We start from the raw sequence: 25,110 nt of genomic DNA, 5'->3' as shown, positions 1-25,110 counted from the left end.
TCATTAGCACTCGTTCGCGATGAGTGCTAACCGTTAATACAAAAATACCAAACCGACCTGATCATTGTCAAGTCAGTTCAGTATTTTCAATAAACAAGATTTATCACAACAGTTTAGTTTACTGGAATGAATCCACAACGTTTACACTTTTTCACGAAAAATCTCAATATCCAGCGTATAAAAACCGTATTTATGTATAGTGACACAGAAAATAGAAAAATTCGAGACTATGTCTCCATACCATTATAGCTTCTTTGTCCTTGAGGAGGAATTAAATTTGAGAACTAATCGCCGCAATCTTTTATACGCATCGATCGCACTTTTACCTACAATTTGTATGTTTCAGATTTTAATTGAGTTGTTTCCGTATACAGGACTAGGAAGAATAGTTGCTTTGCCATTGGTTTTCATCCTGAATGCAGCCCTTATTATTTCAGTCATCCATCTAATTCGTAAATTAAGCCCCCTGTGTTGTGCCTTAATCTTGGTTCCTACAATACTTTTAAGCATATGGAATACCATTTTGTTTTACCCTCAAGAATTCAGTCCAAGTATTCCCAAGCAAATAAAATACAGTATATCGGCATTACAACATTACGATGATTTAACACTAGCCGATTGGGAAGGATATACATATAGTCCAAGCAGAAGCGGAGCGTCTGAAAGATATGTTGTCGCCTTGTATAAATATAAACACCGAGTTCCATTAGACGGCACTTCATACTTTTATAATGATACTGATTATCATAAGGACCATCCCATAAGAAGCCTGAATGGAATACCTTCCGAACTGGAGCCTCATCATCAATTCATTTGGTGGTTGCTCAAAGCATATGAGAAATGAACCAGGATTAAACAATGTAGGCTGTATAACAAACGCACGATTATGGCCTGATGAAAAAAGAACTGACCTCATTATTGACAGGTCAGTTCAGTACTTTCAACACTGCGATTTCATCACAATTGTTTTGTTTACTACAGTGAATGCAGTCGGTCCATACCTTTTCAGGGAAAATCTCTTTACTTACTACATCAAAACCGTTTTTTATAAAAAAGGAGACCTCGTAGGTCAATGCCATAATTTTAGGAATACGTTGCCGCCGTGCTTCTATAATAAGGCCCTCCACGAGCTTGGAGCCAATACCCATACCTTTATGTCCCTCAGAGATGCCAAGGGAGCGAATCTCTACCAGATCAGCGCCCAATTTGCATAAAGAACCACAACCAACAACTTCGCCGTCCACCTCTGCAACAATAAATAGCTCCAGTTGGCGCGTAAGCACTTCCCTCGAACGTGGCAGCATAATCCCCCGCTCTGCATAGCCGCTAATCATTTGATATAAAGGCTCCACATCCTCAGGAACCGCACTTCTGCACAATACATCTTTACACACTGAAGCCATCTTGCTCTCCTCCTGCCGCATATAATGAATAAATATACAACATCACGCATAGAATCGCAATACTCCATTTACCCTGCTGTGACAGAATAGTGTTATAAAATGATTGTCCCAGCTTACGAAGTTGAAACGTACTGTATTGAAGCCTACGACTTACGACTTATGAATTTACCGTGATTGAACCGATGAACTCTGCAAATACATCATTTCCGAATAAAATGCCGCGTTCACTCAAACGATAACCGTCCTCAATTGATTCGATTAACCCCGCATTGAGCATTTTTCCGAGAGGAGCAGTAAACGTATCCTCCAATGCCTGACCGAATTGAGCTTCAAAGCGGGACTTGGATACGCCCTCTAGCATTCTCAAACCGACCATAAGAAAATCCTCCATGGCTTCCGCCGCCGGCACCTCAAAGCTATCCAGACGTGGTAAGCCATTACGACTAGCCTCCACATAAGGGTTAATGCCTTTAATGTTCATATGACGCTCTCTGCCAACATATCCATGTGCCCCAGCGCCGAGACCGTAATAGTCCTCATTTCGCCAATAGGTCATGTTGTGCTTGCTCCCCAAGCCTGGTTTTGCGAAATTACTAATCTCATACTGCTCATACCCCGCTTCTTTCATGCGACGCATGAGGAGTAAATACATTTCCAGTTCGTCATCCTCATGTGGAAGTGGCAGCTGATTTTTCTGGTACAGCGTATGGAAGAGTGTGTTTTCTTCAACCTTCAAGCTGTAGATAGAGTAATGAGGAAGCTCCAGCTCTAGCGCTCTACTGACGCTTTCATGCAGCATCTCCACCGTTTGGTTCGGCAAACCGAACATCAGGTCAATCGACAGGTTGTCCAAGCCAACCTTACGGGCGTTTTCCAAACTGCGATATACGTCATCTGTACTGTGAATACGACCTATGCCTGTGAGTAGCTCATTCTGAAAAGCCTGTACACCAAAGCTGAGTCGATTGACGCCGCCTTCTTTCATCACAGAGAGTTTTTCAAAATCAGTGGTGCCTGGATTGGCTTCCATGGAAAACTCAATATCTTCCGCCCAATTTGGGAAATAGGTTCGGACGCTCTTCAGGAAATATTCCATTTCTTTCGGGTTTAGGGTAGTTGGTGTTCCGCCCCCGACAAAAATGGTTTTAATCTCTCCTGGCGGGTGAAGCTTGACTGTATGTTCCATCTCCCGTTCCAGTGCATACAGATATTCCATAACAGGTTGATCCTTGAGCACATAAGAGTTGAAATCACAGTAAAAGCATTTATTCGTGCAAAAAGGTATATGCAGGTAAACCGCTTGAGGCGCGGATGAATGTTCATGTTTTTGTATGGATGCGGTCATACCGATCCTCCTTGTCAATTCAGTGTGTGGTGATTGAAAAAAAATGGCGAAGAGGGGGGAGAACGCTCCGTGGATGGATCATTCTTCCGATCGCTGTTACCCTCGGATTTTTTCTTTGTAAATAAACTTAATAGGGTAAAATCCGGGGATAAAGGCGAACGCTAACGCTTCTTCAGAACGATTCCATCCACTCTGCTGCTGCCCACCACCATCGGTCATTTTTTGTGATGTAGGTGTTGCAGTAAGAGTAAAGTATCTTTAGAAATACGCTAAAGATACTGTTGTTATACTATTTTTGCAACTGAGATAACAAATACTCCATCTCTGGATAGCTTGCTCAAATAAATAACGTCCATTCTCCATGCACGGCAAATGCCCCATGAAAGAATGGACGAATACTTCAAGCAGCTTTACTCATCTATTTTCAGTACCGCCATAAATGCTTCCTGTGGTACTTCTACGTTACCGACCTGCTTCATACGCTTCTTGCCCTCTTTTTGCTTTTCAAGCAGCTTCCGTTTACGGGAAATATCGCCGCCGTAGCATTTGGCCAAGACGTTTTTACGCATCGCCTTAACGGTTTCACGCGCCACGACCTTTGTTCCCACAGATGCCTGGATTGGCACCTCGAACATTTGACGCGGGATTAGCTCGCGCAGCTTCTCACAGATAATACGTCCGCGATGATAAGCCCGATCTCTATGCACGATGAACGACAGCGCATCGACCTGCTCGCCATTCAACAAGATATCCATTTTCACCAGGTTGGACTGGCGATAGCCTGAAATCTCATAATCAAAGGAAGCATAACCTTTGGTACTTGATTTAAGCTGATCGAAGAAATCATATACGATTTCAGACAGCGGAATTTGATACGTAATGGTTACCCGTGTCGTATCCAAGTATTCCATATTTACGTACTCACCACGTTTGGTTTGACAAAGCTCCATCACCGTACCTACGTAATCATTAGGGACGATAATACCTGCTCTTACATAGGGCTCTTCCACATGTTCAATCCGTCCGATTTCCGGATAATTCGATGGATTGTCGATCTGGATCGTTTCCCCATTCGTCAACTTTATGCGGTAAATAACGCTTGGTGCCGTTGTAATCAGTGGAATGTTAAATTCACGTTCAATCCGTTCCTGAATAACGTCCATATGAAGCAGACCAAGGAATCCACAACGGAAGCCAAAACCCAACGCGCTTGATGTTTCTGGCTCAAAGCTGAGCGAAGCATCGTTCAGTTGTAGCTTTTCAAGCGCCTCACGCAGATCGTTATACTCCGATGTTTCGATTGGATACAGACCGCAATATACCATCGGATTAATTTTCCGATAGCCTGGCATCGGTTCTAATGTTGGATTTTTTGCATCTGTCACCGTATCCCCGACACGCGTATCACCCACATGCTTGATACCAGCAACGATAAAACCAACATCACCGATGTTCAGCTCGTCCACGATGCTCATACGTGGCATGAAAGCACCAACTTCAATAACCTCAAACGTTTTGTCAGTTGCCATCATTTTAATTTTGGAACCTGCCTTGATGCTACCATCTACGACGCGGACATACACAATAACGCCTTTATATGGATCATAATGCGAATCGAAAATAAGCGCCTTCAGCGGATTATTCGGATTCCCTTGCGGAGCAGGTACGCTTCTGACCACCTGTTCCAAAATTTCCTTGATACCGATTCCAGCTTTGGCCGATGCGTGGACAGTCTCGCTCGTATCCAAGCCGATAACATCCTCGATTTCCTGCTTCACCCGTTCAGGATCGGCACTTGGCAAATCAATTTTGTTAAGCACCGGCAGAATTTCCAGATTGTTGTCCAACGCCAAATATACGTTAGCCAATGTCTGTGCTTCAATACCCTGTGCCGCGTCTACAACTAGCAAGGCCCCTTCACAGGCCGCCAAGCTTCGGGAAACCTCATAGGTAAAATCGACGTGTCCCGGTGTATCAATCAGATTCAAAATGTACTCTTCGCCGTCATCGGCCTTATAAGTGAGTCGCACTGCCTGGAGCTTGATTGTAATCCCGCGCTCCCGTTCCAGATCCATCTGATCAAGCACTTGCTCCTGCATTTCACGGGATGTGAGTGCACCGGTGTATTCCAAAATCCGGTCAGCCAGCGTGGATTTACCGTGGTCTATATGTGCAATGATACTAAAGTTCCGAATTTTACGTTGTCTTGCCAATATGTCAGTCATGCCTTACCCCCACACAATGCCTAGTGTCAATCAGCTTATTATAGCAGTTGTATAGGGGGTCAGCAATATTTCTATTCTGTCACTCCGTCAAAAACAGACACAACCCATCGAATCCCCTGTCTTGATAGGTTTTGCAGCAGCCCAGCCGTTTTGTCCGCCATGGTATCCACCGAAGCTTTTTGTCCCTTGACGGCTAATAGTTCACGCGGTGTCTCCAGGTCCTGAGTATTGACATGCTGCGCAGTCGTCGAATACCACCTGGATGCCCCGAGTTCCGTCTGCTCCTCATTTTCTTCCCTTCCACTAGCTTCATTTATACCCGCTCCCGTTTTCGGCTCAACCTTAACATTTCCACTTGTGCTATACGTACCGCTATATGCACGAGCGTTAGCTGCGGGTGTATCCTCAATAACCGTCTGTTCATATCCGACTTTCTGTTGATTTACCGATTGAATCGTATCCCCGTTCCATTCCGGTCCATACACTGAACGCAGGCCAGATCCTGCCAGTTGCATACCCAGTAGAATACCTGCCCCCATGAGCAATACAAATCCAAGTGCTTTATTACGAAAATGTCCAGACATTACCTTCCCCCCTTACCGCTACCTCATTTAATTGCCGCTGTTGCTCTTTTTTGTATCCGATACGTTAGTGCCCGCTTTCTGAGCTTTCTGATCTTCCCAATACACTTCACCGATCATGTCCGCCAAAACGTCTGAGGTGCGTTTCAACTCCTCCTCGGTGTTGTCAATACCCCCGATTTCAATTAAAATGCTATGCGAAGATAAGCTTTGATTGTATTCACCGTTGTTGCCTTTGCCACCATCTTTCCCCCATACACCACGTGATACGCCATGATACGATTTTTCCAGCTTTTCATGAATACGAGCAGCAAAAGCTTCATTTTCGCGCCAATTTTTGTTGTCATGTCCGATAATAAAATACACCTTGGCATAAGAGAGTCCATTAATGGTTGCTGTTGTTTTTCCGTGACGTTGTGAATCTCGATGAATATCAAGCAAATAAGTTAAACCTTTATTTCCAGCTAAAGCTTCCTTGACTGTTTCGCGTGAATATTTATAGGAATAGTTCCAATTGTAATTTTGAACTGTAGTGGCATAATCCTTGTTTACATGCAGTGTGGATATCCCTTGCTTTTCCAGCCTCTTCTTTACGAAGTCCCCTACCCTTGACACATTGGCTGATTTAGAACCTGAATTGGGGTTGGAACTGGTTTTGCTGAGTAGTGGGTTATATGCTTCTCTGGGATGAGAATGGTAGATTAATATACGCTTGTCCCCTTTGACCGTATCACCTGGATGATCCTCACGTACCGGATCTGTTTGCGGTGTTGTCGGAATATCCGGCGTAGTAGTCGGTGGGTTCTCAGATGCATCTGAGCCACCAGGGGCATCCGTCGTTCCCTGATCGGGCTGATAATCCGTAGGACCCTCTACCTTTGTGTTCCCCGAACCCTTGCGCAGCAAGACAGGCGCTCCCGCAGACATGCCAGGAATTTCACGAGAAATGAGACTTTTGGGATCCTGCGGATTAATACCTGTAAGCATCTGAAAAACAAAAGGCGACCATTGTTCACCCGACAACGAAGATTGCTGCTTCTTTTGTGCCAAATGAGGTACTTCCATACCTAGCATATCCGCAAAAAAACCGCTAGACACCGAACCTGCCAATCCTTTCATCGAAGAAACAGGAGATGTTTGTAGACGATTTTCTGCCAATCCCCCTAGCCCCAAAACGACAAATAAAAGCGCCGAGCCCATGATCAGCAGCACAAGCGTATGTCCCATCGCCAAAATTTCGATACCTTTTCTTCTCCATCTTCCGACGTTCCAGGTCTGAATTTTTTTCATGTGAGCCTTGTCCTCCTTCGTCCCGTCGAAACCCGCTTTATATTCGGAACATAGGGTTCCTATCTGCTGCGGAAATCTCTTATACTTCAACTCTATGAACGGAGAACAATTGCTAGAACACAAAAAATCTCTACTACAGGTATATCACCTCCCTTTTTGAAAGAGATTAGATTCCTGTTAAATAGAGACTTTTGGTATGAAATACGATTTTACCAACCCTTGATTAATGCGTATACGCGGCGACATTGCCAGGATCAACAGCTTCGTGCAGAGCAGCGTTCAATCCAGTAGCAATGATGTTCGCGATATCTTCAATAAATTCATCGATCTCTTTAGGAGTCACAATCAGATCATGCCCCAGCGGCTGCAGTACCTCTCTCACCAGCCCAAGTCTCTCAGGTTCTGAAATATCGTCCAACATCCCCAGAATTGCTTTTGTAGAAGCCTTTTCTTTGGTAAAATGTGTTTTCATCAGTTCGATTACGTTATTGACAATGGTAGAAGCGTAGCATACCGTCGGAACGCCGATAGCGATACACGGAACACCCATAATATCCTTGGTGATACCGCGCCGCTTGTTGCCAATACCTGAACCTGGATGTATCCCGATATCGGCCACCTGAATGGTCGTATTGACGCGCTCCAGTGAACGTGACGCCAGAGCGTCAATGGCAATAATCAGTTCTGGCTTTGTGCGATCCACGATGCCTTGAACGATTTCACTGGACTCGATCCCCGTAATACCCAGGACACCCGGTGCAATTGCGCTCACATCTCGATAGCCCGGGTTGATTTGATCAGGTGTCAGTTCAAAAAATTGACGAGTCACCATCAAATTTTCAACGACAAGCGGACCCAACGAATCGGGAGTGACGTTCCAGTTGCCCAGACCTACCACCAGTACCTTTGCCGTATTAGAGATCCCTATTTTTTGTATAAAATGTTCCATTTCTTTTGCAAATGCAATAGCTACACGTTGCTGGAGCCCCGTGTCGCCTTCACGCAAGCCGGGTACTTCCAATGTGACGTAATGCCCTTGTACCCGCCCAATACGGTTGGCTCCTTCTTCATTCAGTACGTCCAGCCGTGTGATTTTGATTCCGTTATCTTCCTCCACGTTCTCACTTATGCCCGACAGAGGTACAGGCTGATCCCGTTCGGCCAGTTCTCTTGCCTCTAATGCCAAATCCGTGCGTACCGCATACTTCTGCAAATCCAGATCCATCTTTTAAGCCTCCTTGGATACCATCTTTGACTATAGTGTGCGAGACACCCAACAGGTTTATGCACATCCATTTTCATCCTGTAATTCGCATCGCCTCAGAATGTTTTCTTATTGCAATTTGAGGTGTGGCATGCTAAAATATTTTAAGTTGTGAAACGTTTGTGTTCATAAGTAATGCCTTTACAGGAGGTGAATGTAATGCCAAACATCAAATCCGCTATCAAACGCGTTAAAACTAGCGACAAACGCCGTGCGTTGAACGCTTCCCAAAAATCCGCGCTTCGTACAGCAGTAAAAGCTGCCGATACAGCGTTGGTAGGTAACGAAGCTGAAACTGCTGCTGCTGCTTTCAAAGTAGCTTCCCAAAAGCTGGACAAGGCTGTAACTAAAGGTCTGATCCACAAAAATGCAGCTGCTCGCAAGAAATCCCGCTTGGCGAAAAAACTTAACGCTCTTACAGCTCAAGCGTAAGCAAGAGCTACTTTCATACGTTAATGAAAAAAACCTGACCAGCCTTGGCTGATCAGGTTTTTTTAGTTTATAACTTTTATTAATTTATAGAGTCAGCTTTCCACGCTACATGAGCTGACTCTACAACAGCACATGGGAGATTAGATTGAAGCCCCTGCACCCATTTTCATCAAAAATAGCTCCAGTCCCAGTACCTTGTCAACGACACCTGTTTTCATATGATAATCGAGCTCGCCCAATTCGTAGAGAAGCTGACGAAGCTGCTCAGGACGGAACCTCCGCGCTTGGTCCCCTGCAACTTTCACCCCATAAGGATGCAAACTAAGCTGACTCGCAATTTGTTGCTGGGAATAGCTTTGACCTGCCAGCTCTTTGACCTGCAACATAATACGGAACTGTCGCGTGATCAAAGCGGCAATCTTAATCGGTTCCTCTTTTTGCTTAAGCAACTCATAAAAAATACTGAGCGCCTTATCCAGCCGCAAATTAGCCAGATCCTCAACCATCGCAAATACGTTTTGCTCTGTGTTACGAGGCACCAGGGATTCTATATCAGCGGATGAGATCGTTCCCTGTGCTCCTGCGTACAAGCAGAGCTTGTCTATCTCGGCAGCCAAGGATTGCAGCCCGGTACCTGTGAATTGAATGAGGCTTTCAGCAGCTCCTGCAGCCAATTGCACTTCTCTTTCTCCTGCACGCTTATGGATCCAAGCTATAAGATCATCTCCACCCATTGGAGCAAAAGCAATAACCGAAGCATCACTTTTCAGCTTTTTGACAATCTTTTTCCGTTCATCCAACTTTTCAGCCTGAACCGTAAAAACGATGACGCTATAGTCAGTCGGGTTATCCATATAAGTCAACAGCGTCTCAAGCCGGTGCTCTATCTTACCGCTATCTTTGCCTGCTGCAAATACACTGGTATCCCGTACAATAATCAGCTTCTTTGGCACCAGAAAAGGCGCTGTTTCCGCCTCCTCCACGACCACCTCAATTGGCGTTTCGGTTAAATCATAAGGAATGATGGCGAAGTCACGATGCTCCTCTTCCACCACTTTCTCTTTAAGCATCTCAACAAACTGCTTCATTTGATATTTTTCACTGCCGTATAGCAAATACACTGGCGAAATGTCGCCTTTGCGAATAGCCTTAGTGGCTGATTTTACATCCATTTTCCGTTCCCCCCACCCACTGATCGTACCCGACATCCGACCGGAAGGCAAGTCATGATACAAACGAAGGGACCCTGCCTATAGACAGGATCCCTTCACCACCATCTATATCAACACGGCAGCAGAAAGCTCTAGAAACTTTCGGCCGTCGGGATACGACGTCGGTTCATATAGTATATTCTCTGTTTTTAAAAGTGTGCCAACTTACGGAAACTATTTTCCAGTGCTGCGCGGGACGGTGTACGTATATTTACTTGCTGTCCCATCCTGCTCCGTCTCATACATAAAGGTCTGGCTGTCTTCTGACCAGCTTCCTTTGACCCAGGCACCTTTTAGAGTACGGACTTCCAGTGTTGTTCGGTCTACACCGTTATCGGAAAGCTTATACACTTTCAGCTTTTTGCCCTCAATAGCCACCGCATAGCTACCATCTGGCGAGTTGAGCTGATCTGTAGAGCCAGATTGGGCACTATAGCTGGAAGCATTATTGTTGTCCGGAGAGACCAGTGAATTAGATACAAATCCTTCTTTACGAACCGGGTCTTGCGACACGGATGATTGCTGATCATCAGAAGCTGCATTGCTGCTATCCGTTCCCAAGGCATTGCCCGAATCCTTGGTGATGCTTTTGGAAGTCGTTTCTTTCGACGTTTCATTTGACGCAATTCGATCCTGTACCTTCAAATCCTGACTAAGCGACGAAGAAGAATCATTCGTACTTGTGTTACCATTATTATCGTCCTGAGCGGTACCCGTACCCGCTAGGGGTGCTTTTTCCATTTTCGGTTCCAACTGTTCAGCAGGAGCAATCGTGGATGGATCAGATTTTTCCTGACTTAACTGTTTGTCCTCAGATTTAGGAGCATCTCCAGCAGACGGATTTTCCTTTGTCACCTGACGATCCGTACGTAGCTGCCCCTGCCCTTCATCCTGACGAGAAGAATGTTCAGCTGGTGCAGACTTCGTCGAATCTTCCTCCCCAGCTCGCTGATCTTCACGTTTCCCAGCATCCCGTTTGGAAGAGTTCTTTTCATCGTCTGCATTGGTTGCACCTTGTTTGCTCAGGTCAGGATCTTTATCCGCAGGTAGCTGAGATGCATCCGTTCCTTGCCCCTGCTCTGACGGCTGCTGTGTAGAATCCGAACCAATGGCTGCATCACGGCCTCCACTGCCATTGGCTGTACCTGGAAGAATTTCCGTCTGATTCTGCGGATTCGTCACTTCGGGCGTCTGGGTTGTAAGTATGCCTTCCGCATCCTGCACTGTTTTAGGCTCGAAGTTAAACACTACAATCCCCAGTACAACAGCAGCGGCAGCCACGCCCATGGCAGCGCGCCCAGCCATTCGGTTCCACCAAGGTGTAGGCTGGGTACTTTGTCTAGGCACTGGTCCAGGTTTTACAGCCACAGGCTGCATTTCCTGAAGCGCACTTCCCTGCTCTTCACGTGCGCGGTCAATGGCATCAAGCTGAGGCATGATGGAATCCACCAGGCTGAACGCCGGGGAAACCGTAGGCAATTCCTCCAGCTCGCGAGAGAGTGTCTGAAGAATAAGAAATTTTTCCGCACAGTCCGGGCAAGTCGCAATATGGTTCATTAATTGGGACGTCTCTTCTTCGCCCAGCTCATGATCCACATAACGCTGCATCCAATCCATCACCTCTTCCCCACACTTCATCCTGATACACCACCTTTCTGATATTCCTGAAGTAGCCCTTGCAATTGCTGTCTTGCACGATATAAGTATGACTTGACCGTATTTAGCGGCAAATCCAGAGAATCTGCAATCTCGTTATAGGAGAAATCCTGCAAATATCTTAAGACAATTACCGTCCGGTGGTGCTCCGGAAGTTGTTGTATAGCCTCACGAACATCCTGTGCCATGTAAGAGGTCAACACCTCGACCTCCACGTTTTGGGGATCGTTGAATATCATGTCGTGCTCGTCAATGGAAACCGAGGGCTTCGTTCTTCTGAATTTGTCAATGCATATATTCGTTACAATGCGTTGGACCCAAGTTTTAAACTGCGCTTTTTCCTCATAAGAGTTAATTTTGGAATAGATCCGTATGAGGGCTTCTTGTGAAGCATCCATGGCGTCCTGCTCATTGTTTAGAATGTAATATGCCGTACGGTACACATGCTGTTCTATCTCTCTTAATAGGGTAATGAGAGCGTCGCGATCGCCCGATTGAGCGGCTCGAATGAGTCCCTGCTCTACCACAAAGGATCCCCCTCTCCCTGCAATATTACAGACGTATCCCTTTTGCAAATTGTTGCAGGATAGACGTCTGACACTAATTTTATTTTTTTAACAAAAAAAAATTATACCAAAAAGCCCAGATTCCCCAGCGTATCCTCCCTTAGAATAACAGAAAAAGGGAAGGTAGTCACCTTCCCCTAGCTCCTACATACATCTAAATGCTAGCCTATCGAGCTGCAAGATCATATTGTTACTTCTTGGAAACCAAAAAATCAGATATGAGTTCTAATTGATAAGTCAGAGCAATCGGATCTTGAAAATAAAAATCGTCGATTGAGTATTGATATACTTTACCTGATTTAACGGCAGAAAGGTTCTTCCACACACTTTTAGATAAAATATCTTTTCCTTGGTCTGTTCCGTCGCCTCTAATACCCAACATTAAATAATCGGCATCGCCCAGCATCTCCGGTAAAGCCTCTATTGAAATGCTGGCCCATCCCTTCTCGAACGCTGCCTTTTCTACCTTCTCAGGAGCATGAAGTCCCAGCTCATCATAAAGTATGGCTCCTCCACGTCCATAAGATTTTCCATATAGATATAATTCTTTTCCTGTAATCTCAAAAATAGCGATTTTTTTGCCCGAATCAATGACGTCAGACAAAGCCTGTTTCTTCTCAGCAATCTTGGTTGCAAAATCAGCCAGGCAATTCTTCGCTTCCTGCTCCTTGTTTAACACTTTGCCCAGCTCCATCAGACGATCCTTATATTGATATTTACCATATGGAATATATACTGTAGGTGCTATTTTTTTCAGATTTTCATACGCTTTCTCATCATAGGTAATGATCAAATCCGGCTTCAGGGTGATTACCTTTTCAAGGGACAATGCGGAGCTGTCACCGATATTTGCAACACCATTCAAATATTTTTTATAGTATGGAGCATCAAATACAGTGTCTGGAGCCCCTACAGGTGTAATACCAAGTGCTAGCACATCACCTACATAATCATCGACTGCCACTACGACACGCTGGGGATGCTCAGGAAGAGTAATTGTACCTTTATCACTTTCATATGTACGTGTGGCAGCTTCATCTCCAGTTGATGTGGTCTTGAGAGCAGTCGATTGACCGCTTTCTGTTACAGTCCCACCCCCACTTGTAGCGCATGCGCTCAATACCAGCATTAACGAAATGATGAACAAACAAGCTGATGCTCTGAATTTAAAATAACTCACAATATTCCTCCCATTAATAATGATTCTCATTTTCATCACTCATATGATTCTATCAAAGCTTACAGCTACTGTCCATGCAGATTGGATTCAAAGCAAACAGCCCACTCCTGAGAGTGAGCACCCGTTTTAGTGTGTTGTTGTACTGATAAAAAAGGATTGAAAAAACTATTTGCGTTGGTACCGCACACTCAGTTTTCCTTGCTGTGCTCGAATCTGTATCTCTCCCATCGTATCTGTTCGATATATAGCAGAATTAACTGCCGATAAACGTTCCAATACCGCTTCATTCGGATGTCCGTAAGTATTGGTCGCACCGACCGAAATAACAGATACTTTCGGTCGCCAGTAGGATAACCACTCTTCCGAGGTGGAGTACTTGCTGCCGTGATGTGCTATTTTCATGACATCTATAGCTTTCCTTACTTCCCCCGTTGCTCCCTCATCTTTCACACTTGATGAAAAACGAGTTAATTCAGAGAGCAACGACGACTCTGCTGCATCATCCATATCTCCTGTGAACAAAAAAGAGGCTCCCTCCATCTCCAATATCATGGCAACAGAGTAATGATTCTGTTCCTTCATAACAGGCAACTGCTCAGATTCGTTCTCCGGTAGTGTAAACGGATAGAGAAAGCGGATTTTCGTAGCCTGGTCTGGTTCCCATTCCATACTATGATGTGCACCATACAGCTTGATCTGCTTGTCTAAAGCCGTGTTCAACAGCTTACGGAATGGGGTTTTATCTGTCAGGGTACCGTTAAAAAACAAGGTAGATACAGGAATCTGGTCAAGCACAGCCTGTAGTCCTCCGGCATGATCATGATCTCCATGCGTTAAAATGACAGCGTCCAGGCGATGCACACCTCGTTGCTTTAGCAAGGGTACAATCGTATCTTCACCTACCTCGTAGGGATCTGCACGCTTGCGCCAAGCATTTTTCCCTGTCGCAAAATCCATTGTACCCCCGCCATCAACCAAGATATGTTTCCCGCCCGGCGTTGTAATTAAAATGCTGTCACCTTGGCCCACATCCAGATATTGAACAATTCCCGTATTTCCCTCACCAGGAGATTGGTAACCTGTATACAATATTCCAAGCCAAGCAATAACACTTAGAGCCAGTGCCAAATGACGATAACCATTCCACTGTCGACTTGCAAATTTCCCTGCTCCCTCAGGTTCAGGAGCCGTATGCAATATAGCCGCCCATTCTGGAGAAGCTGCTAATCCTGTATATATAGGTGATGAAATGGCAGTAGAATTCAAGACGGTAATGTCGTTCGTTTGCCTGCGGGATGTCAGCCACCTTTTGAGCCAGTACAAAACACTGTACAGAGCTGCGTAATACGCCATGACCCACAGGATGGAAGAAGACGGCCAAATACTCACATAAGCATCATCTACATTCAGCCATTTCACTAGTAAAAAGGTCAAATCGTTCAATTGCTCTGCCGGCCACGCAAGAATACGAGCCCCATCCCCCCACAAAAAGGAAAGCCCCATCGCCACCGTACCTAATGGAAGCACGATATATGTAATAAGGGGTACAAGCACAAAATTGGCCGCAAATGATAACAACGAAAATTGATTAAAGTAGAATACCGTCATTGGAAACGAAACAAGCTGTGCCGTAATTGTAATCGCAACTTCACCGCCGATTAGGAAAGGCCATTTGGCGAAAAACGGCTTCATAAGCGGCATATAAATGAGCAACCCACCTGTCACCAAAAAGGAAAGCTGAAAGCTGACGCTAAGTAGATAATATGGATTCCAAATCAGCATGAGCAACGCGGATATACTTAGAATATTAAGTCCGTCTTTGAGCATACCTCGTCGGGCTGCAAACAAGCCGATCATCGCCATAATTCCCGCCCTCACAACAGAGGGAGAAGCACCTGTCAGCAGGACATAAGCCGGAATGAGTATCATCACGACCGTAAGAGATGTCTCGCGGCTAACTCTTAGTAGCTTGAGTAAATATAATAGTGTAGCTGCATATACCGCCACATGCATGCCCGATATTGCTAAAATATGCGTTAAACCAAGCTGCGTAAACTCGTTATACGTTGCTGGGTCCAACTCATCTGTTACCCCAAGTACCAGTCCTTTCATATATCCTGCGTGATGAAGTGATGTAAATGCCGATTCCATTCTCTGCCCTAGCTGCTCCCTAAGCTGATCATTCCATCTGAACAAAGTGTAGCGGTTCCACAGTGAAGCTTCCTGCTTCTGTAGCGAGGCTGCCCCATCGCCTTTGAAAAGCCAGTGGATTTCCTGTGTGTGCAGGTATTCACTGTAATCAAAGCCACCAAAGTTCCCCGCTTTTGCAGGAGCCTTTAAGGTGCCACGCAGTAGGATTGCATCTCCACGTTGCCACGCTGCCGAAAGTTGCTGTTCCTGCTTGGCAGCCAACTTGATATGAACAATGACCTGTTCAGAAATTAGTGCACGATTCTCGTCCTTTTTCGAATGACTTCCGTAGTGATTGATTGAGGTGACTCTCATCTCAAACTGTGTTCGATCACCATCTACCTGTACTTCAGAAGCGATAAGCCCTGCTACTTGAACAGGCATGTCTTCCAACATAGAAGACGATACATGAAGAGCATCGGGAATACTGCTAACATTATGCGTATCATGCCAATACCAATGAAATCCACCCCCGCTGATTGCAAGCCAAAGTAATACCATATGCCGGATGGGGATTTTCATCCATAAAGCTATAAGCGGAAAGATCAGGGTAACCCCCGCCCAGAGCAACAAAAGCATCCGTCCAGAATACAGACATGCTCCCGCACTTCCTGTAATCCAACAAACAGTAAGGGTCAATATAGGTCTAGTTAACACAAGCTTAGCTTGAATACAATCACCTTCCGGTAGCAAACATTGCTTTTTGTCCAAAATAAGCAAAACAAAAAGAACCTCTGACAAAATAGCATTCGTCAGAGGTTCTTCCTCGTTTACTTTTTAATTCATTACATCCATCAGCGTTTCTTTCGGTGGATGATAGGTCTTCAGCATACGAAAGGCGATTCCCTTTTCCTCCATCATAGCACGAACCTTGTCGGCATCTTTGGGATAAGGTCTGTGGTATACAATCTCCACAATACCGCTGTTCGCCAACATATTGGCACACGTCCAGCATGGCTGGTCAGTGACATATACTGAAGAGCCTTCACGATCAATTCGGTCAGTAAACAGTAGCAGGTTCTGCTCCGCATGAATAGTGCGAATACAACGCTGCTTCTTAACCATTTCCTCGCGCCCATCACGGTGAACGACCTCATACTCCTCTGAGATCATACAGCCTGCCTCAGAACAGTCAGGCACCCCGGATGGTGCTCCATTATAGGCCGTCCCCAAGAGCTTTTTACCTTGTACAAGTACGGCTCCAACATGACGCCGCGCACAGCGCGAACGGGTGGATACCATATAAGCGATATCCATGAAATAGGTGTCCCAGTCCTTGCGTACATCTGCACTCATTTCCATCTCTCCCGTATAAACAAGTTAAAACGTAAACCATATCCGCTACCGCCGTTCTCAGGGCCTGTACATTGTAATCTTATATAAGTTACAAGCTGACATACGGCTTCATTTTCGCCAACATTTTAGCTCCGATTCCCTTTACATGATCCAAATCGTTCACACGTTTGAACGCCCCATGCTGATTACGGTAGTTCAAAATAGCCTCGGCTTTTTTAGCCCCAACCCCTGGTAGCTCCATTAACTCGGCAGCAGTCGCCGTGTTGATGTTTACCTTTTTTTCGCCGGAAACGGGTGTAGTAACCGAATCACTTACCGTATTGGTCCTACTCGTCGTTGCACCACTCGAACTAACAATACCTGTGTCTGAGCTCGGATTCGCAACACCTGACTGCCTTACGGTACTTGAATTTCCCGCAATAGAGTTTTCGCTCACAGCAGCAGATACACCAGTAGAAATCTGCACAGTATCACGTTTCACATTGGCAGCGGCTTCGGTATTCGTACTGCGCTCAGCTTTGTCTGAAGGTTCTTTTACAGCAGGCTTTTCCTGGGTATAGTCACTGCTGCGCTGCGACTCATTTGGCTCTGAATCCATCGCCACAGCCTGCTCCACCTTATGGTTAAGTAAAGTCCACTCTTCTTGCGGCTCAGAGCGCTGTCCTCCGGCAAATAAAATAAGTCCACTCCCGATTACAGCAAGCGTTATCGCTGTTCCTGTCCATACGCGTTTCATTTCCGTATCGTCCCCTACTCCACATGGATTTCGGGAAATTGAGCCGACTGAAAACACCGTCTCAATCAAACAGAGCAAGTCTGTCCAATTCCCGTTAAACCGGAGGGTGCAAACAACCTCCATACGGTTTCGCTGTGAGCATTTTCACAAATAAGTGGTACGACCCCGGGCACGATCTAACATGCTCAGACATAAAATTCGTCATGTCGGCCAAGACCAGGCGCATACACTAAGAAGAATGACAGCTGACAGCACAGCGTCTATACCGCAAAGTATGAAAGGAGGACGTTGAACAATGAAAGTTGGATTTATCGGGACTGGCAGCATGGGAAGTCTGCTAATTGAGTCTTTTATTAATTCTAACGCACTCAAGCCGCAGCAAATATCAGCAAGCAATCGAACGCATTCCAAGGTAACCGAGCTAGCCCGTCGTTATCCAGGTTTGCATGCAGCCCAAAGCAACCGTGAAACGGCAGCGGAAAGCGATGTTTTGTTTATCTGTGTGAAGCCGCTGGAATCAAAAGCCGTAACGGATGAAATACGCAACGTCATTACAGAAGAGCAAATCGTCGTATCTATCACAAGCCCGGTGCAGATTCGTATTTTGGAGCATGCACTGAAAGCCAAAGTGTCCAAAATTATTCCCAGTATCACCCACCAAGTGGGCAGCGGAGCCTCACTATGCATCCATGGAAGCCGGATTACAGAGGAGGACCGCACCCTTCTGGAAGAGCTTATGTCCCACATCAGCAGGCCGATTCGGGTTAAAGAATCTTATACTCGAATCACGTCGGATTTTTCGAGTTGCGGTCCTGCTTTCTTGGCCTTTTTTATGGACCAGTGGATTCAAGCCGCAGTTCAAGCTACAGGTATAGACCGTACGGAGCTATGCGCCCTGGCCGGTGAAATGATCATCGGCACTGGAAAGCTGCTCACGGAAGGCGGGATGACACCAGCCGAGTTACAGGCCAGAGTAGCGGTTCCCGGAGGTATTACTGCCGAAGCTCTCGCACTGTTGGACATCAGCCTGCATAGTGTCTTTCCCGAGCTGATACAGGCCACGCACAACAAGTATGAAGAAGACATGCAAAAGGTGGATGTCTCCTTCGGCTTAAAGCCAATTAACCGGCAACAATATTAACCAGCTTACCTGGAACAGCAATTACCTTGCGGATCGTTTTGCCGGCCAGTGCCTGCTGAACATTGTCCAACGACACAGCGAATGCTTCCATCGCTTTAGCATCAAGATCCTTGGCAATCGTTGCACGCTGCACAATTTTACCATTCACTTGCACAACAATTTCCACTTCGGCGTCCACCGTCCATGCTTCATCATAAGCAGGCCAGGCCGCGTAGGTAATGCTATCATTGTGCCCCAGCAGCTGCCACAATTCCTCGGCCAGATGGGGTGCAAGCGGCGACAGCATTTGCACGAAGTTTTCCATTGCTGCACGCGGCAGAAGGTCTGCTTTGTATGCATCGTTGGTGAAGATCATCAGCTGGCTGATCGCTGTATTGAAGCGCAGTGCATCCAGATCTTCGGTTACTTTTTTCAGCGTTTTGTGCCAAGTACGATTGAACTCATCGCTACCGCCGTCATTTGTAATTTTATCGTTCAGGCTACCATCCTCGGAAACAAACAGGCGCCATACGCGGGACAGAAAACGATGTGCTCCCTCTACCCCATTCTCATTCCATGGCTTGGTCGCTTCCAGCGGCCCCATAAACATCTCATAAATACGCAGCGTATCGGCGCCAAACGTATTGACAATATCATCAGGATTAATGACATTACCGCGTGATTTACTCATTTTTTCATTGTTGTTGCCCAAAATCATACCCTGGTTGACCAGCTTATAAAAAGGCTCTTTCGTTTCCACTACGCCGATATCATACAGTACCTTATGCCAGAAACGGGCATACAGCAAGTGAAGAACCGCATGTTCCGCTCCGCCAATATACAAATCAACAGGCATCCATTCACGTTGTTTCTCTTTGGATACAAGCTCTTTGTCATTTTTCGGATCAATAAAGCGCAGGTAATACCAGCAACTGCCTGCCCATTGCGGCATTGTATTTGTCTCGCGGCGTGCTTTCATACCTGTCTCAGGATCAATGGTTTCGATCCAATCTGTTGCGTTCGCCAGCGGGGATTCACCTGTACCCGAAGGCTTGATATTGTCCATCTCCGGCAGTACGAGCGGAAGTTGGTCCTCAGGAACCGTTTTGATCGTTCCATCTTCCAGATGAATTACCGGAATCGGCTCGCCCCAATAGCGTTGACGGCTGAATAGCCAGTCACGCAGGCGATAGGTGACTTTGCCGTGTCCTTTGCCCTCGGCTTCCAGCCATTCAATCATCTTCGGAATCGCTTCCTCGTTGGTAAGTCCATTCAGCGGGCCGGAATTGACGTGCGGTCCATCCTCAGTATATGGCTCATTAGCCACATCTCCACCTTGGACAACCTCAATGATATTCAATCCGAATTGCTTGGCAAATTCCCAGTCACGCGCATCGTGAGCAGGTACAGCCATAATCGCTCCAGTTCCGTAGCCTGCAAGTACATAGTCAGCAATCCAGATCGGCAGCTTTTCGCCGTTCACCGGGTTCACTGCATAAGCTCCTGTGAATACGCCTGTTTTATCCTTGGCCAGATCCGTACGCTCCAGATCGCTTTTACGAGCAGCTTGTTCACGGTACTGTTGTACAGCATCCTTTTGCTCAGGCGTAGTGATAATATCTACCAATTCCTGCTCTGGTGCCAGCACACAGTAGCTTGCGCCGAACAGTGTATCTGGACGGGTTGTAAATACTGTGAGTTGCTCGTCATAGCCTTCAATTGGAAAACGAACCTCTGCCCCGGTAGACTTACCGATCCAGTTCCGCTGCATATCCTTAATACTCTCAGACCAATCCAGTTCCTCCAGATCCTCCAGCAGACGATCCGCGTATTCCGTAATTTTCAGCATCCATTGACGCATTGGTTTACGGACGACCGGATGACCGCCACGCTCACTCTTACCGTCAATAACTTCTTCATTCGCTAGCACCGTTCCCAGCGCCGGGCACCAGTTCACAGGTACTTCAGCTACATATGCAAGACCGCGCTTGTACAGCTGGATGAAGATCCACTGTGTCCATTTGTAATAATCAGGATCCGTCGTGCTGATTTCACGATCCCAGTCGTAGGAGAAGCCGAGCGATTTGATTTGACGGCGGAAGTTATTTACATTTTTCACCGTAATTTCGCGTGGGTGCTCCCCTGTATCCAGCGCATGCTGCTCGGCAGGCAGACCGAAGGCGTCCCAACCCATCGGATGCAGTACGTTGTAGCCGCGCATTCTTTTATATCGTGAAACAATATCCGTAGCTGTGTAGCCCTCTGGGTGGCCTACATGTAGGCCGGCTCCAGATGGGTACGGAAACATATCCAAAGCATAAAACTTCGGTTTGCCCGGCTCTTCCCCGGTACGGAACGTCTTGTTCTCATCCCAATATTTCTGCCATTTTGGTTCAATACTTTGCGGTTGATAGCCGTGCTTCGGCTGTGTGTCTGTCATTGTCTTTTCCTCCTCAAACGGTATGCAACAAAAAAACCTCTGCATCCCGTAGCGTGTCAGCGCTAGGGACGAGAGGTTATATTCCCGTGGTACCACCCTAGTTAGCAGAAAGCGTTCTTCGCGTTCTACTCCCTTTGCACCTGATAACGGAGGTGATCCGATGCGGGTTAATAACAGGATACAAGCACCTGTATAGGGCATTCCTGCGTTGGACGCATATCTCCGAGGCGAGTTCACTTTGCACTGTCAACCGGCTTGCACCACCCGCCAGCTCTCTACATGTCCAGACAAAGCTACTATTCCTCATCAGCGATTGTTTAACCGTTAATAATGGCACTATTATATTGAAAACCGCGAAAAAAGTCAAATAAGGACTACCTTTGGTGTTAAAGACCCTCTTCATACTAATTGTTCATGACACATGCATACGAATGTTTTATAATGATTTCGAATTAAATCGCTTCAAGTTGAGATGAGTTGAGATAAGAAAGGTGAGCTGAGAAATGGCACAGATTAAAATTTACGGAATAAAAGAAACTCTAAATCCAATCAAAAAGCAACTTTCAGAGGTGATTCATTCTGCTGTGGTGGATGCGTTCAAATATCCTCCTGACAAGAGGTTTCAACGTTTTTTTCCTATGGATCAGGAAGACTTTATATATGCCGATGGTCGCTCTGAGGCGTACACCATTATTGAAATCAGTATCTTTGAAGGCAGAACGACAGAAGCTAAGAAGCAACTCATTAACCTGTTATTCCAAAGAATTAACGATCTTTTGGGTATTTCTCCACAGGATCTTGAGATTACTATATTTGAAACACCCAAACAGAACTGGGGCATTCGGGGTGTACCGGGTGATGAGCTTCAGCTGAGCTATAAAGTGAATATATGAGTGCAAAAAGACGCCCTTCATGTCATCATGAAAAGCGTCTTTCTTTTCCCATACTCGCTAAATGAAGCCTTGCTATTTTACAGCAACATAAAACAGTCTCGCCGCGTCATCTTCTGCTTCTACCCATTCAAAATCCGCATATACCTTCACATCACGAAAACCCGCTTTGGACAATTCTGCCTTCATCCAGTCTGGGTCATAGGCACGTTGAACATGTATTTCCTCGAAACGCTGGTATAGATCGCGTCCTTCTTGTTCTGCTTTCGCAAAGATACTAAGATGATGCTCAATTTCACAACGGGGAGTGTCCAACGCACATGTCCAGATATACGAGATAGAGCGTTCGTCCAGTACGAAAGGCTGCTCTTCATCATAACGTAAAAACGTCTGGGGATGATGTACATCGAACAAGAAGGTTCCGCCAGGCTTCAGACCAGCATGCGTTCTGCGAAAAGTAGAAATTATATCTTCTTCCTCCAACAAGTAATTCAGACAATCGCAAAAAGAAATTACAGAATCCACAGGCTCGGGTAAAATCCATTCTCTCATATCCTGCTGTATCCAGCGAACGCTTCCCTCACGAAACAATCGCTGTCCCTGTGGAGTGGTTTCCATTTTGCGGCGGGCTACTGCCAGCATGTCAGAGGATAAGTCGATTCCAGTCACCTCGAAGCCCGAGTTAACTAGAGGAATCGTAATCGAACCCGTTCCGCAGCCCAGCTCGGCCACCGTATGCGGCATCCCGTACTGATCCCAAGCCTGCCGTGCAAAGCGCAACCAGTCCGGGTACGGCATGTCCTGCATCAGCTCATCATACACATAGGCAAACTTCCGGTAAGAAGCCATTTTTTATTCCCCATTCCCGTCCTTCGGTTCAGGTATATTCTCCACCAGGTAGGTCCAGTTTTCCTTTTGTGTAACCAGTCCTTCCTTCATCAGCTTGCCCATCGCACGCTTGAAGGCGGATTTACTGATACCGAACCGTTGTTTGATAATATCCGGCGGCGTTGCGTCGGAGTAAGGCATGCCGCCACCCGGACGCTCTTTCAGAAAAGCAATCAACCGCTCCGCATCCTCATCACGGCCTACTTCCTTGCGTGGTGACATCGCCAGATTGACCCGACCGTCTTCCCGAACAAGCGTGACCCGTACCTTGACCTCTTCGCCCAAGCGAAGCATCCGGTTACGCTCCGAGGAATGAATCATTCCAATCGCGCCAAAACCAAGCACACCTCCGTCCACCAGGACGAATGTGCCCATCTGAAGCGGCTTGTACACAGTCGCCTGCACCCACGTATTCAGCCACGAATCAGGGGCGTGGAAGCACAACGGAGCCAGCTCCTGTTCCCCTGCCAGCTTAGCTCGCAATCTGCCTTGCTTGTCATGCTCCATAATGGCATACACGTAGTCGCCCACCCGAGGATGCAAATCTCGGTTTTCTGGCAACTCACGAATCGGCAGCAAAAGCTGACGACCCAATCCCATCTCCAGGAAACAACCCAAACGCGGATGCACATCAGCCACTTCAAGCTTTGCCATTTCGCCCAACGACAAGAACGGCTTTTTCATAGTTGCGGCCAAGCGGTCCTCTGTATCGTGAAAAATAAATACCTCCAACCGTTCACCAACTTCGATTTCACGTGTCAGCTCCGTATAATGCAGCAGCACATCCTGCTCACCAACAGTGAGAAAGTAACCGAAAGGAGATACCTCACGATCCACCATAATGGTGACATAAGTACCGGCGATCAAACTCATACCTTTTCCACAACCTTAGCATCCGACCAGAGTCGTTCAATGTTATAGTATTCGCGCTCGTCGCGATGGAAGACATGCACTACGACATCCCCCAAATCCATTAGAACCCAACGGGCGGAATCCATTCCTTCGATTCCTTTGATGGTTACACCTTCATCATGAGCGCGTTTGCGAATTTCTGTTGCAATCGCCTGTACCTGTGTATCCGAATTACCGTGGCAGATGACAAAATAATCAGCTACTAGTGATATTCCCCGCAAATCCAGTGCGACAATATTCATTGCCTTTTTATCATTTGCAGCATCAACCGCTGTTTGCATTAATTGCTCATTAGTTAGGGTCATTCATGAACCTCCGTTTTTCTCTGTTTTAGTTGTTGAATCAAGTCATTGCGCGACAAGACTGTCAGTGGAAAAATAACCTTTTTCTTTTCCAGCAGCAATGTAATCGTGGAGTCAAATCCAGCGATAAGGCCCTGCTCCAAGCTTTTCTTTGCCTGTTTACGGATATGCTCAACCCCCGGAAAATCCCGTCCCGGTTCGATGTAATCAGCGAGACACACGACTTTATCCAGCAGGCTCATATCTACGCGTCCTGACGTATGCCAGCGGATCGCATTCCTTATTTCCGGATCATCCACTCCGTAATCTCTTGCTGCAACGCAGTATCCTACCTCTGAATGCCAGAGCTGCTTGTCATGTTCCAAAAGCTCCTGATCACATTCGGGATGACTGCGAATCACCTCTTCCATCTGCTGGACAGGCCAATATTTCGCTACATCATGCAAAATAGCCGCCAGTTCGGCCTTATCCGGATCTGCTCCATATCGCTGCGCAAGCTCAACTGAGGTATGCATAACACCTAGTGTGTGCTTCCAGCGCTTTTCAGGCATTTGACCAGATACGGCTTCCATTAATTGCTCACGGCTGTACTTCATACAAACCGCCCCTTGTAATATAGTCATGCACACGATCAGGCACAAGATAACGGATGGTACGCCCTTCCGCAGCACGCTCTCGAATATCCGTCGACGAAATGTCCACCACTGGCATATCCGCCAGCAGTACCTTGTCCTGCAAATAATGCGGCAACTCATCCAACGCAAGCTGGAACCCTGGGCGCCGAACACCAATAAAATAAATTCGCTGCGCCAGTTCCTCAATTCCCTGCCAATGAGGCAAGTAGTTCACCATATCCGCACCAATAATAAAATAAAAATCCACAGCAGAGTGCAACTCCTGAAGCTCCTTGATCGTGTCAATGGTATAGGATACTCCCCCGCGAAGCACTTCAATATCCAGCACTTCAAAAGCAGGATGACCCGCTACCGCTTCACTCGTCATCTCCAGACGCTCCTTACCGCTCGCCCCCGCCTGATGCTTGTGCGGAGGAATATGAGAAGGCATAAACCATACTTGATCCAGATCATAGGCATCTCTTGCCGCTTCTCCAGCCAGCAGATGTCCAATATGAATTGGGTCAAATGTACCACCCATAATACCGATTTTCATAATTTTCTCCCCG

The 25,110-nt window shown here is 46.4% G+C and carries 24 protein-coding genes and 1 other annotated feature; of the genes, 4 read left to right on the top strand and 20 right to left on the bottom strand.

Going from position 1 to position 25,110, the window contains the following annotated elements; translation table 11 throughout:
- Positions 1-277: 277 nt before the first annotated feature.
- Entirely contained in the window at positions 278-844 is a 567-nt protein-coding gene (locus MHB54_RS22065; protein ID WP_338532653.1) for a hypothetical protein, read from the top strand.
- An 82-nt stretch (positions 845-926) separates the two neighbouring features.
- Here MHB54_RS22065 and MHB54_RS22060 read toward each other — a convergent pair whose 3' ends face one another.
- The 6 genes from MHB54_RS22060 to gpr all read right to left on the bottom strand — a co-directional run bounded on the left by MHB54_RS22060 (position 927) and on the right by gpr (position 8,069).
- On the bottom strand, positions 927-1,403 hold the full coding sequence (locus MHB54_RS22060; RefSeq protein ID WP_013311174.1) for an N-acetyltransferase: 477 nt from the start codon (positions 1,401-1,403) through the stop codon (positions 927-929).
- A gap of 157 nt (positions 1,404-1,560) precedes the next feature.
- Positions 1,561-2,748, bottom strand: coding sequence for a radical SAM family heme chaperone HemW (gene hemW / locus MHB54_RS22055; RefSeq protein ID WP_025723343.1), 1,188 nt, complete (start codon positions 2,746-2,748; stop codon positions 1,561-1,563).
- Between the two features lie 410 nt (positions 2,749-3,158).
- Positions 3,159-4,973 (bottom strand): translation elongation factor 4, encoded by a 1,815-nt coding sequence (gene lepA / locus MHB54_RS22050; protein WP_023989515.1) that lies wholly within the window; start codon positions 4,971-4,973, stop codon positions 3,159-3,161.
- Positions 4,974-5,044: 71 nt separating this feature from the next.
- Positions 5,045-5,557 carry a hypothetical protein gene (locus tag MHB54_RS22045; RefSeq protein ID WP_340982028.1) on the bottom strand — a complete coding sequence of 171 codons (513 nt, stop codon included), beginning with the start codon at positions 5,555-5,557 and terminating at the stop codon, positions 5,045-5,047.
- Positions 5,558-5,584: 27 nt separating this feature from the next.
- Complete coding sequence (locus MHB54_RS22040; protein WP_340982027.1) at positions 5,585-6,844, bottom strand: stage II sporulation protein P; 1,260 nt, start codon at positions 6,842-6,844, stop codon at positions 5,585-5,587.
- Positions 6,845-7,067: 223 nt separating this feature from the next.
- The gene (gene gpr, locus MHB54_RS22035; protein ID WP_023989518.1) at positions 7,068-8,069 is read right to left on the bottom strand and encodes a GPR endopeptidase; all 1,002 of its coding nucleotides are present in this window, start codon (positions 8,067-8,069) and stop codon (positions 7,068-7,070) included.
- 198 nt (positions 8,070-8,267) lie between these two features.
- Here gpr and rpsT point away from each other — a divergent pair, with 198 nt between their 5' ends.
- Positions 8,268-8,540 (top strand): 30S ribosomal protein S20, encoded by a 273-nt coding sequence (gene rpsT, locus MHB54_RS22030; protein ID WP_013311181.1) that lies wholly within the window; start codon positions 8,268-8,270, stop codon positions 8,538-8,540.
- 140 nt (positions 8,541-8,680) lie between these two features.
- Here the strand turns inward: rpsT and holA are convergent, their stop codons facing one another.
- From holA to MHB54_RS21990, 8 genes are all read right to left on the bottom strand, one after another.
- On the bottom strand, positions 8,681-9,712 hold the full coding sequence (holA, locus tag MHB54_RS22025) for a DNA polymerase III subunit delta (protein ID WP_338532655.1): 1,032 nt from the start codon (positions 9,710-9,712) through the stop codon (positions 8,681-8,683).
- A 213-nt stretch (positions 9,713-9,925) separates the two neighbouring features.
- Entirely contained in the window at positions 9,926-11,389 is a 1,464-nt protein-coding gene (locus tag MHB54_RS22020; protein WP_340982026.1) for an anti-sigma factor family protein, read from the bottom strand.
- Positions 11,386-11,934, bottom strand: coding sequence for an RNA polymerase sigma factor (locus MHB54_RS22015; RefSeq protein WP_013311184.1), 549 nt, complete (start codon positions 11,932-11,934; stop codon positions 11,386-11,388). Before MHB54_RS22015 ends, MHB54_RS22020 begins: the two co-directional genes overlap by 4 nt.
- 229 nt (positions 11,935-12,163) lie before the next feature.
- Entirely contained in the window at positions 12,164-13,153 is a 990-nt protein-coding gene (locus MHB54_RS22010; protein WP_340982025.1) for an iron-hydroxamate ABC transporter substrate-binding protein, read from the bottom strand.
- A 165-nt stretch (positions 13,154-13,318) separates the two neighbouring features.
- On the bottom strand, positions 13,319-15,859 hold the full coding sequence (locus MHB54_RS22005; RefSeq protein WP_226887750.1) for a DNA internalization-related competence protein ComEC/Rec2: 2,541 nt from the start codon (positions 15,857-15,859) through the stop codon (positions 13,319-13,321).
- Positions 15,789-15,941, bottom strand: a complete 153-nt coding sequence (locus MHB54_RS22000) for a hypothetical protein (protein ID WP_226887754.1) — start codon at positions 15,939-15,941, stop codon at positions 15,789-15,791. Before MHB54_RS22000 ends, MHB54_RS22005 begins: the two co-directional genes overlap by 71 nt.
- 179 nt (positions 15,942-16,120) lie before the next feature.
- Positions 16,121-16,639: a deoxycytidylate deaminase gene (locus tag MHB54_RS21995; RefSeq protein ID WP_025723414.1), complete on the bottom strand. Its 519-nt coding sequence runs from the start codon at positions 16,637-16,639 to the stop codon at positions 16,121-16,123.
- Positions 16,640-16,727: 88 nt separating this feature from the next.
- On the bottom strand, positions 16,728-17,375 hold the full coding sequence (locus tag MHB54_RS21990; RefSeq protein WP_068942399.1) for a ComEA family DNA-binding protein: 648 nt from the start codon (positions 17,373-17,375) through the stop codon (positions 16,728-16,730).
- 295 nt (positions 17,376-17,670) lie between these two features.
- Between MHB54_RS21990 and comER the strand changes: the two genes are divergently transcribed.
- The gene (gene comER / locus MHB54_RS21985) at positions 17,671-18,516 is read left to right on the top strand and encodes a late competence protein ComER (RefSeq protein WP_028540440.1); all 846 of its coding nucleotides are present in this window, start codon (positions 17,671-17,673) and stop codon (positions 18,514-18,516) included.
- Here comER and leuS read toward each other — a convergent pair.
- Positions 18,497-20,935 carry a leucine--tRNA ligase gene (gene leuS / locus MHB54_RS21980; protein WP_023989526.1) on the bottom strand — a complete coding sequence of 813 codons (2,439 nt, stop codon included), beginning with the start codon at positions 20,933-20,935 and terminating at the stop codon, positions 18,497-18,499. The genes comER and leuS overlap by 20 nt on opposite strands.
- Positions 20,936-20,996: 61 nt before the next feature.
- Positions 20,997-21,254 (bottom strand) — a binding site (T-box leader).
- A gap of 184 nt (positions 21,255-21,438) precedes the next feature.
- Between leuS and MHB54_RS21975 the strand changes: the two genes are divergently transcribed.
- Positions 21,439-21,828 (top strand): tautomerase family protein, encoded by a 390-nt coding sequence (locus tag MHB54_RS21975; protein WP_028540439.1) that lies wholly within the window; start codon positions 21,439-21,441, stop codon positions 21,826-21,828.
- 72 nt (positions 21,829-21,900) lie between these two features.
- Here MHB54_RS21975 and MHB54_RS21970 read toward each other — a convergent pair whose 3' ends face one another.
- From MHB54_RS21970 to nadD, 5 genes are read right to left on the bottom strand one after another with little or no spacing between them, the layout of a single operon-like run.
- A complete protein-coding gene (locus tag MHB54_RS21970; RefSeq protein WP_075154474.1) occupies positions 21,901-22,674 on the bottom strand; it encodes a class I SAM-dependent DNA methyltransferase in 774 nt (257 codons plus the stop codon).
- Positions 22,675-22,677: 3 nt separating this feature from the next.
- Positions 22,678-23,586 (bottom strand): CvfB family protein, encoded by a 909-nt coding sequence (locus MHB54_RS21965; protein ID WP_053325801.1) that lies wholly within the window; start codon positions 23,584-23,586, stop codon positions 22,678-22,680.
- Positions 23,583-23,930 (bottom strand): ribosome silencing factor, encoded by a 348-nt coding sequence (rsfS, locus tag MHB54_RS21960; protein WP_013311194.1) that lies wholly within the window; start codon positions 23,928-23,930, stop codon positions 23,583-23,585. Before rsfS ends, MHB54_RS21965 begins: the two co-directional genes overlap by 4 nt.
- The gene (yqeK, locus tag MHB54_RS21955) at positions 23,927-24,523 is read right to left on the bottom strand and encodes a bis(5'-nucleosyl)-tetraphosphatase (symmetrical) YqeK (protein WP_069080371.1); all 597 of its coding nucleotides are present in this window, start codon (positions 24,521-24,523) and stop codon (positions 23,927-23,929) included. The genes rsfS and yqeK overlap by 4 nt, the downstream gene beginning before the upstream one ends.
- Positions 24,507-25,097, bottom strand: a complete 591-nt coding sequence (gene nadD, locus MHB54_RS21950; protein WP_023989531.1) for a nicotinate-nucleotide adenylyltransferase — start codon at positions 25,095-25,097, stop codon at positions 24,507-24,509. Before nadD ends, yqeK begins: the two co-directional genes overlap by 17 nt.
- Between the last annotated feature and the right edge of the window lie 13 nt (positions 25,098-25,110).

Origin of the sequence: Paenibacillus sp. FSL M7-0802 (assembly GCF_038004945.1) — a bacterium.
GTDB lineage: Bacteria > Bacillota > Bacilli > Paenibacillales > Paenibacillaceae > Paenibacillus > Paenibacillus polymyxa_B.
This window is presented reverse-complemented; position numbering and strand designations above follow the sequence as displayed.

Coding starts and splice junctions, on each gene's coding strand:
- MHB54_RS22060 (WP_013311174.1), bottom strand. CDS start 1,403: ATGGCTTCAGTGTGTAAAGATGTATTGTGCAGAAGTGCGGTTCCTGAG.
- hemW (WP_025723343.1), bottom strand. CDS start 2,748: ATGACCGCATCCATACAAAAACATGAACATTCATCCGCGCCTCAAGCG.
- lepA (WP_023989515.1), bottom strand. CDS start 4,973: ATGACTGACATATTGGCAAGACAACGTAAAATTCGGAACTTTAGTATC.
- MHB54_RS22045 (WP_340982028.1), bottom strand. CDS start 5,557: ATGTCTGGACATTTTCGTAATAAAGCACTTGGATTTGTATTGCTCATG.
- MHB54_RS22040 (WP_340982027.1), bottom strand. CDS start 6,844: ATGAAAAAAATTCAGACCTGGAACGTCGGAAGATGGAGAAGAAAAGGT.
- gpr (WP_023989518.1), bottom strand. CDS start 8,069: ATGGATCTGGATTTGCAGAAGTATGCGGTACGCACGGATTTGGCATTA.
- rpsT (WP_013311181.1), top strand. CDS start 8,268: ATGCCAAACATCAAATCCGCTATCAAACGCGTTAAAACTAGCGACAAA.
- holA (WP_338532655.1), bottom strand. CDS start 9,712: ATGGATGTAAAATCAGCCACTAAGGCTATTCGCAAAGGCGACATTTCG.
- MHB54_RS22020 (WP_340982026.1), bottom strand. CDS start 11,389: ATGAAGTGTGGGGAAGAGGTGATGGATTGGATGCAGCGTTATGTGGAT.
- MHB54_RS22000 (WP_226887754.1), bottom strand. CDS start 15,941: ATGTCTGTATTCTGGACGGATGCTTTTGTTGCTCTGGGCGGGGGTTAC.
- MHB54_RS21995 (WP_025723414.1), bottom strand. CDS start 16,639: ATGAGTGCAGATGTACGCAAGGACTGGGACACCTATTTCATGGATATC.
- MHB54_RS21990 (WP_068942399.1), bottom strand. CDS start 17,375: ATGAAACGCGTATGGACAGGAACAGCGATAACGCTTGCTGTAATCGGG.
- comER (WP_028540440.1), top strand. CDS start 17,671: ATGAAAGTTGGATTTATCGGGACTGGCAGCATGGGAAGTCTGCTAATT.
- leuS (WP_023989526.1), bottom strand. CDS start 20,935: ATGACAGACACACAGCCGAAGCACGGCTATCAACCGCAAAGTATTGAA.
- MHB54_RS21975 (WP_028540439.1), top strand. CDS start 21,439: ATGGCACAGATTAAAATTTACGGAATAAAAGAAACTCTAAATCCAATC.
- MHB54_RS21970 (WP_075154474.1), bottom strand. CDS start 22,674: ATGGCTTCTTACCGGAAGTTTGCCTATGTGTATGATGAGCTGATGCAG.
- MHB54_RS21965 (WP_053325801.1), bottom strand. CDS start 23,586: ATGAGTTTGATCGCCGGTACTTATGTCACCATTATGGTGGATCGTGAG.
- rsfS (WP_013311194.1), bottom strand. CDS start 23,930: ATGACCCTAACTAATGAGCAATTAATGCAAACAGCGGTTGATGCTGCA.
- yqeK (WP_069080371.1), bottom strand. CDS start 24,523: ATGAAGTACAGCCGTGAGCAATTAATGGAAGCCGTATCTGGTCAAATG.
- nadD (WP_023989531.1), bottom strand. CDS start 25,097: ATGAAAATCGGTATTATGGGTGGTACATTTGACCCAATTCATATTGGA.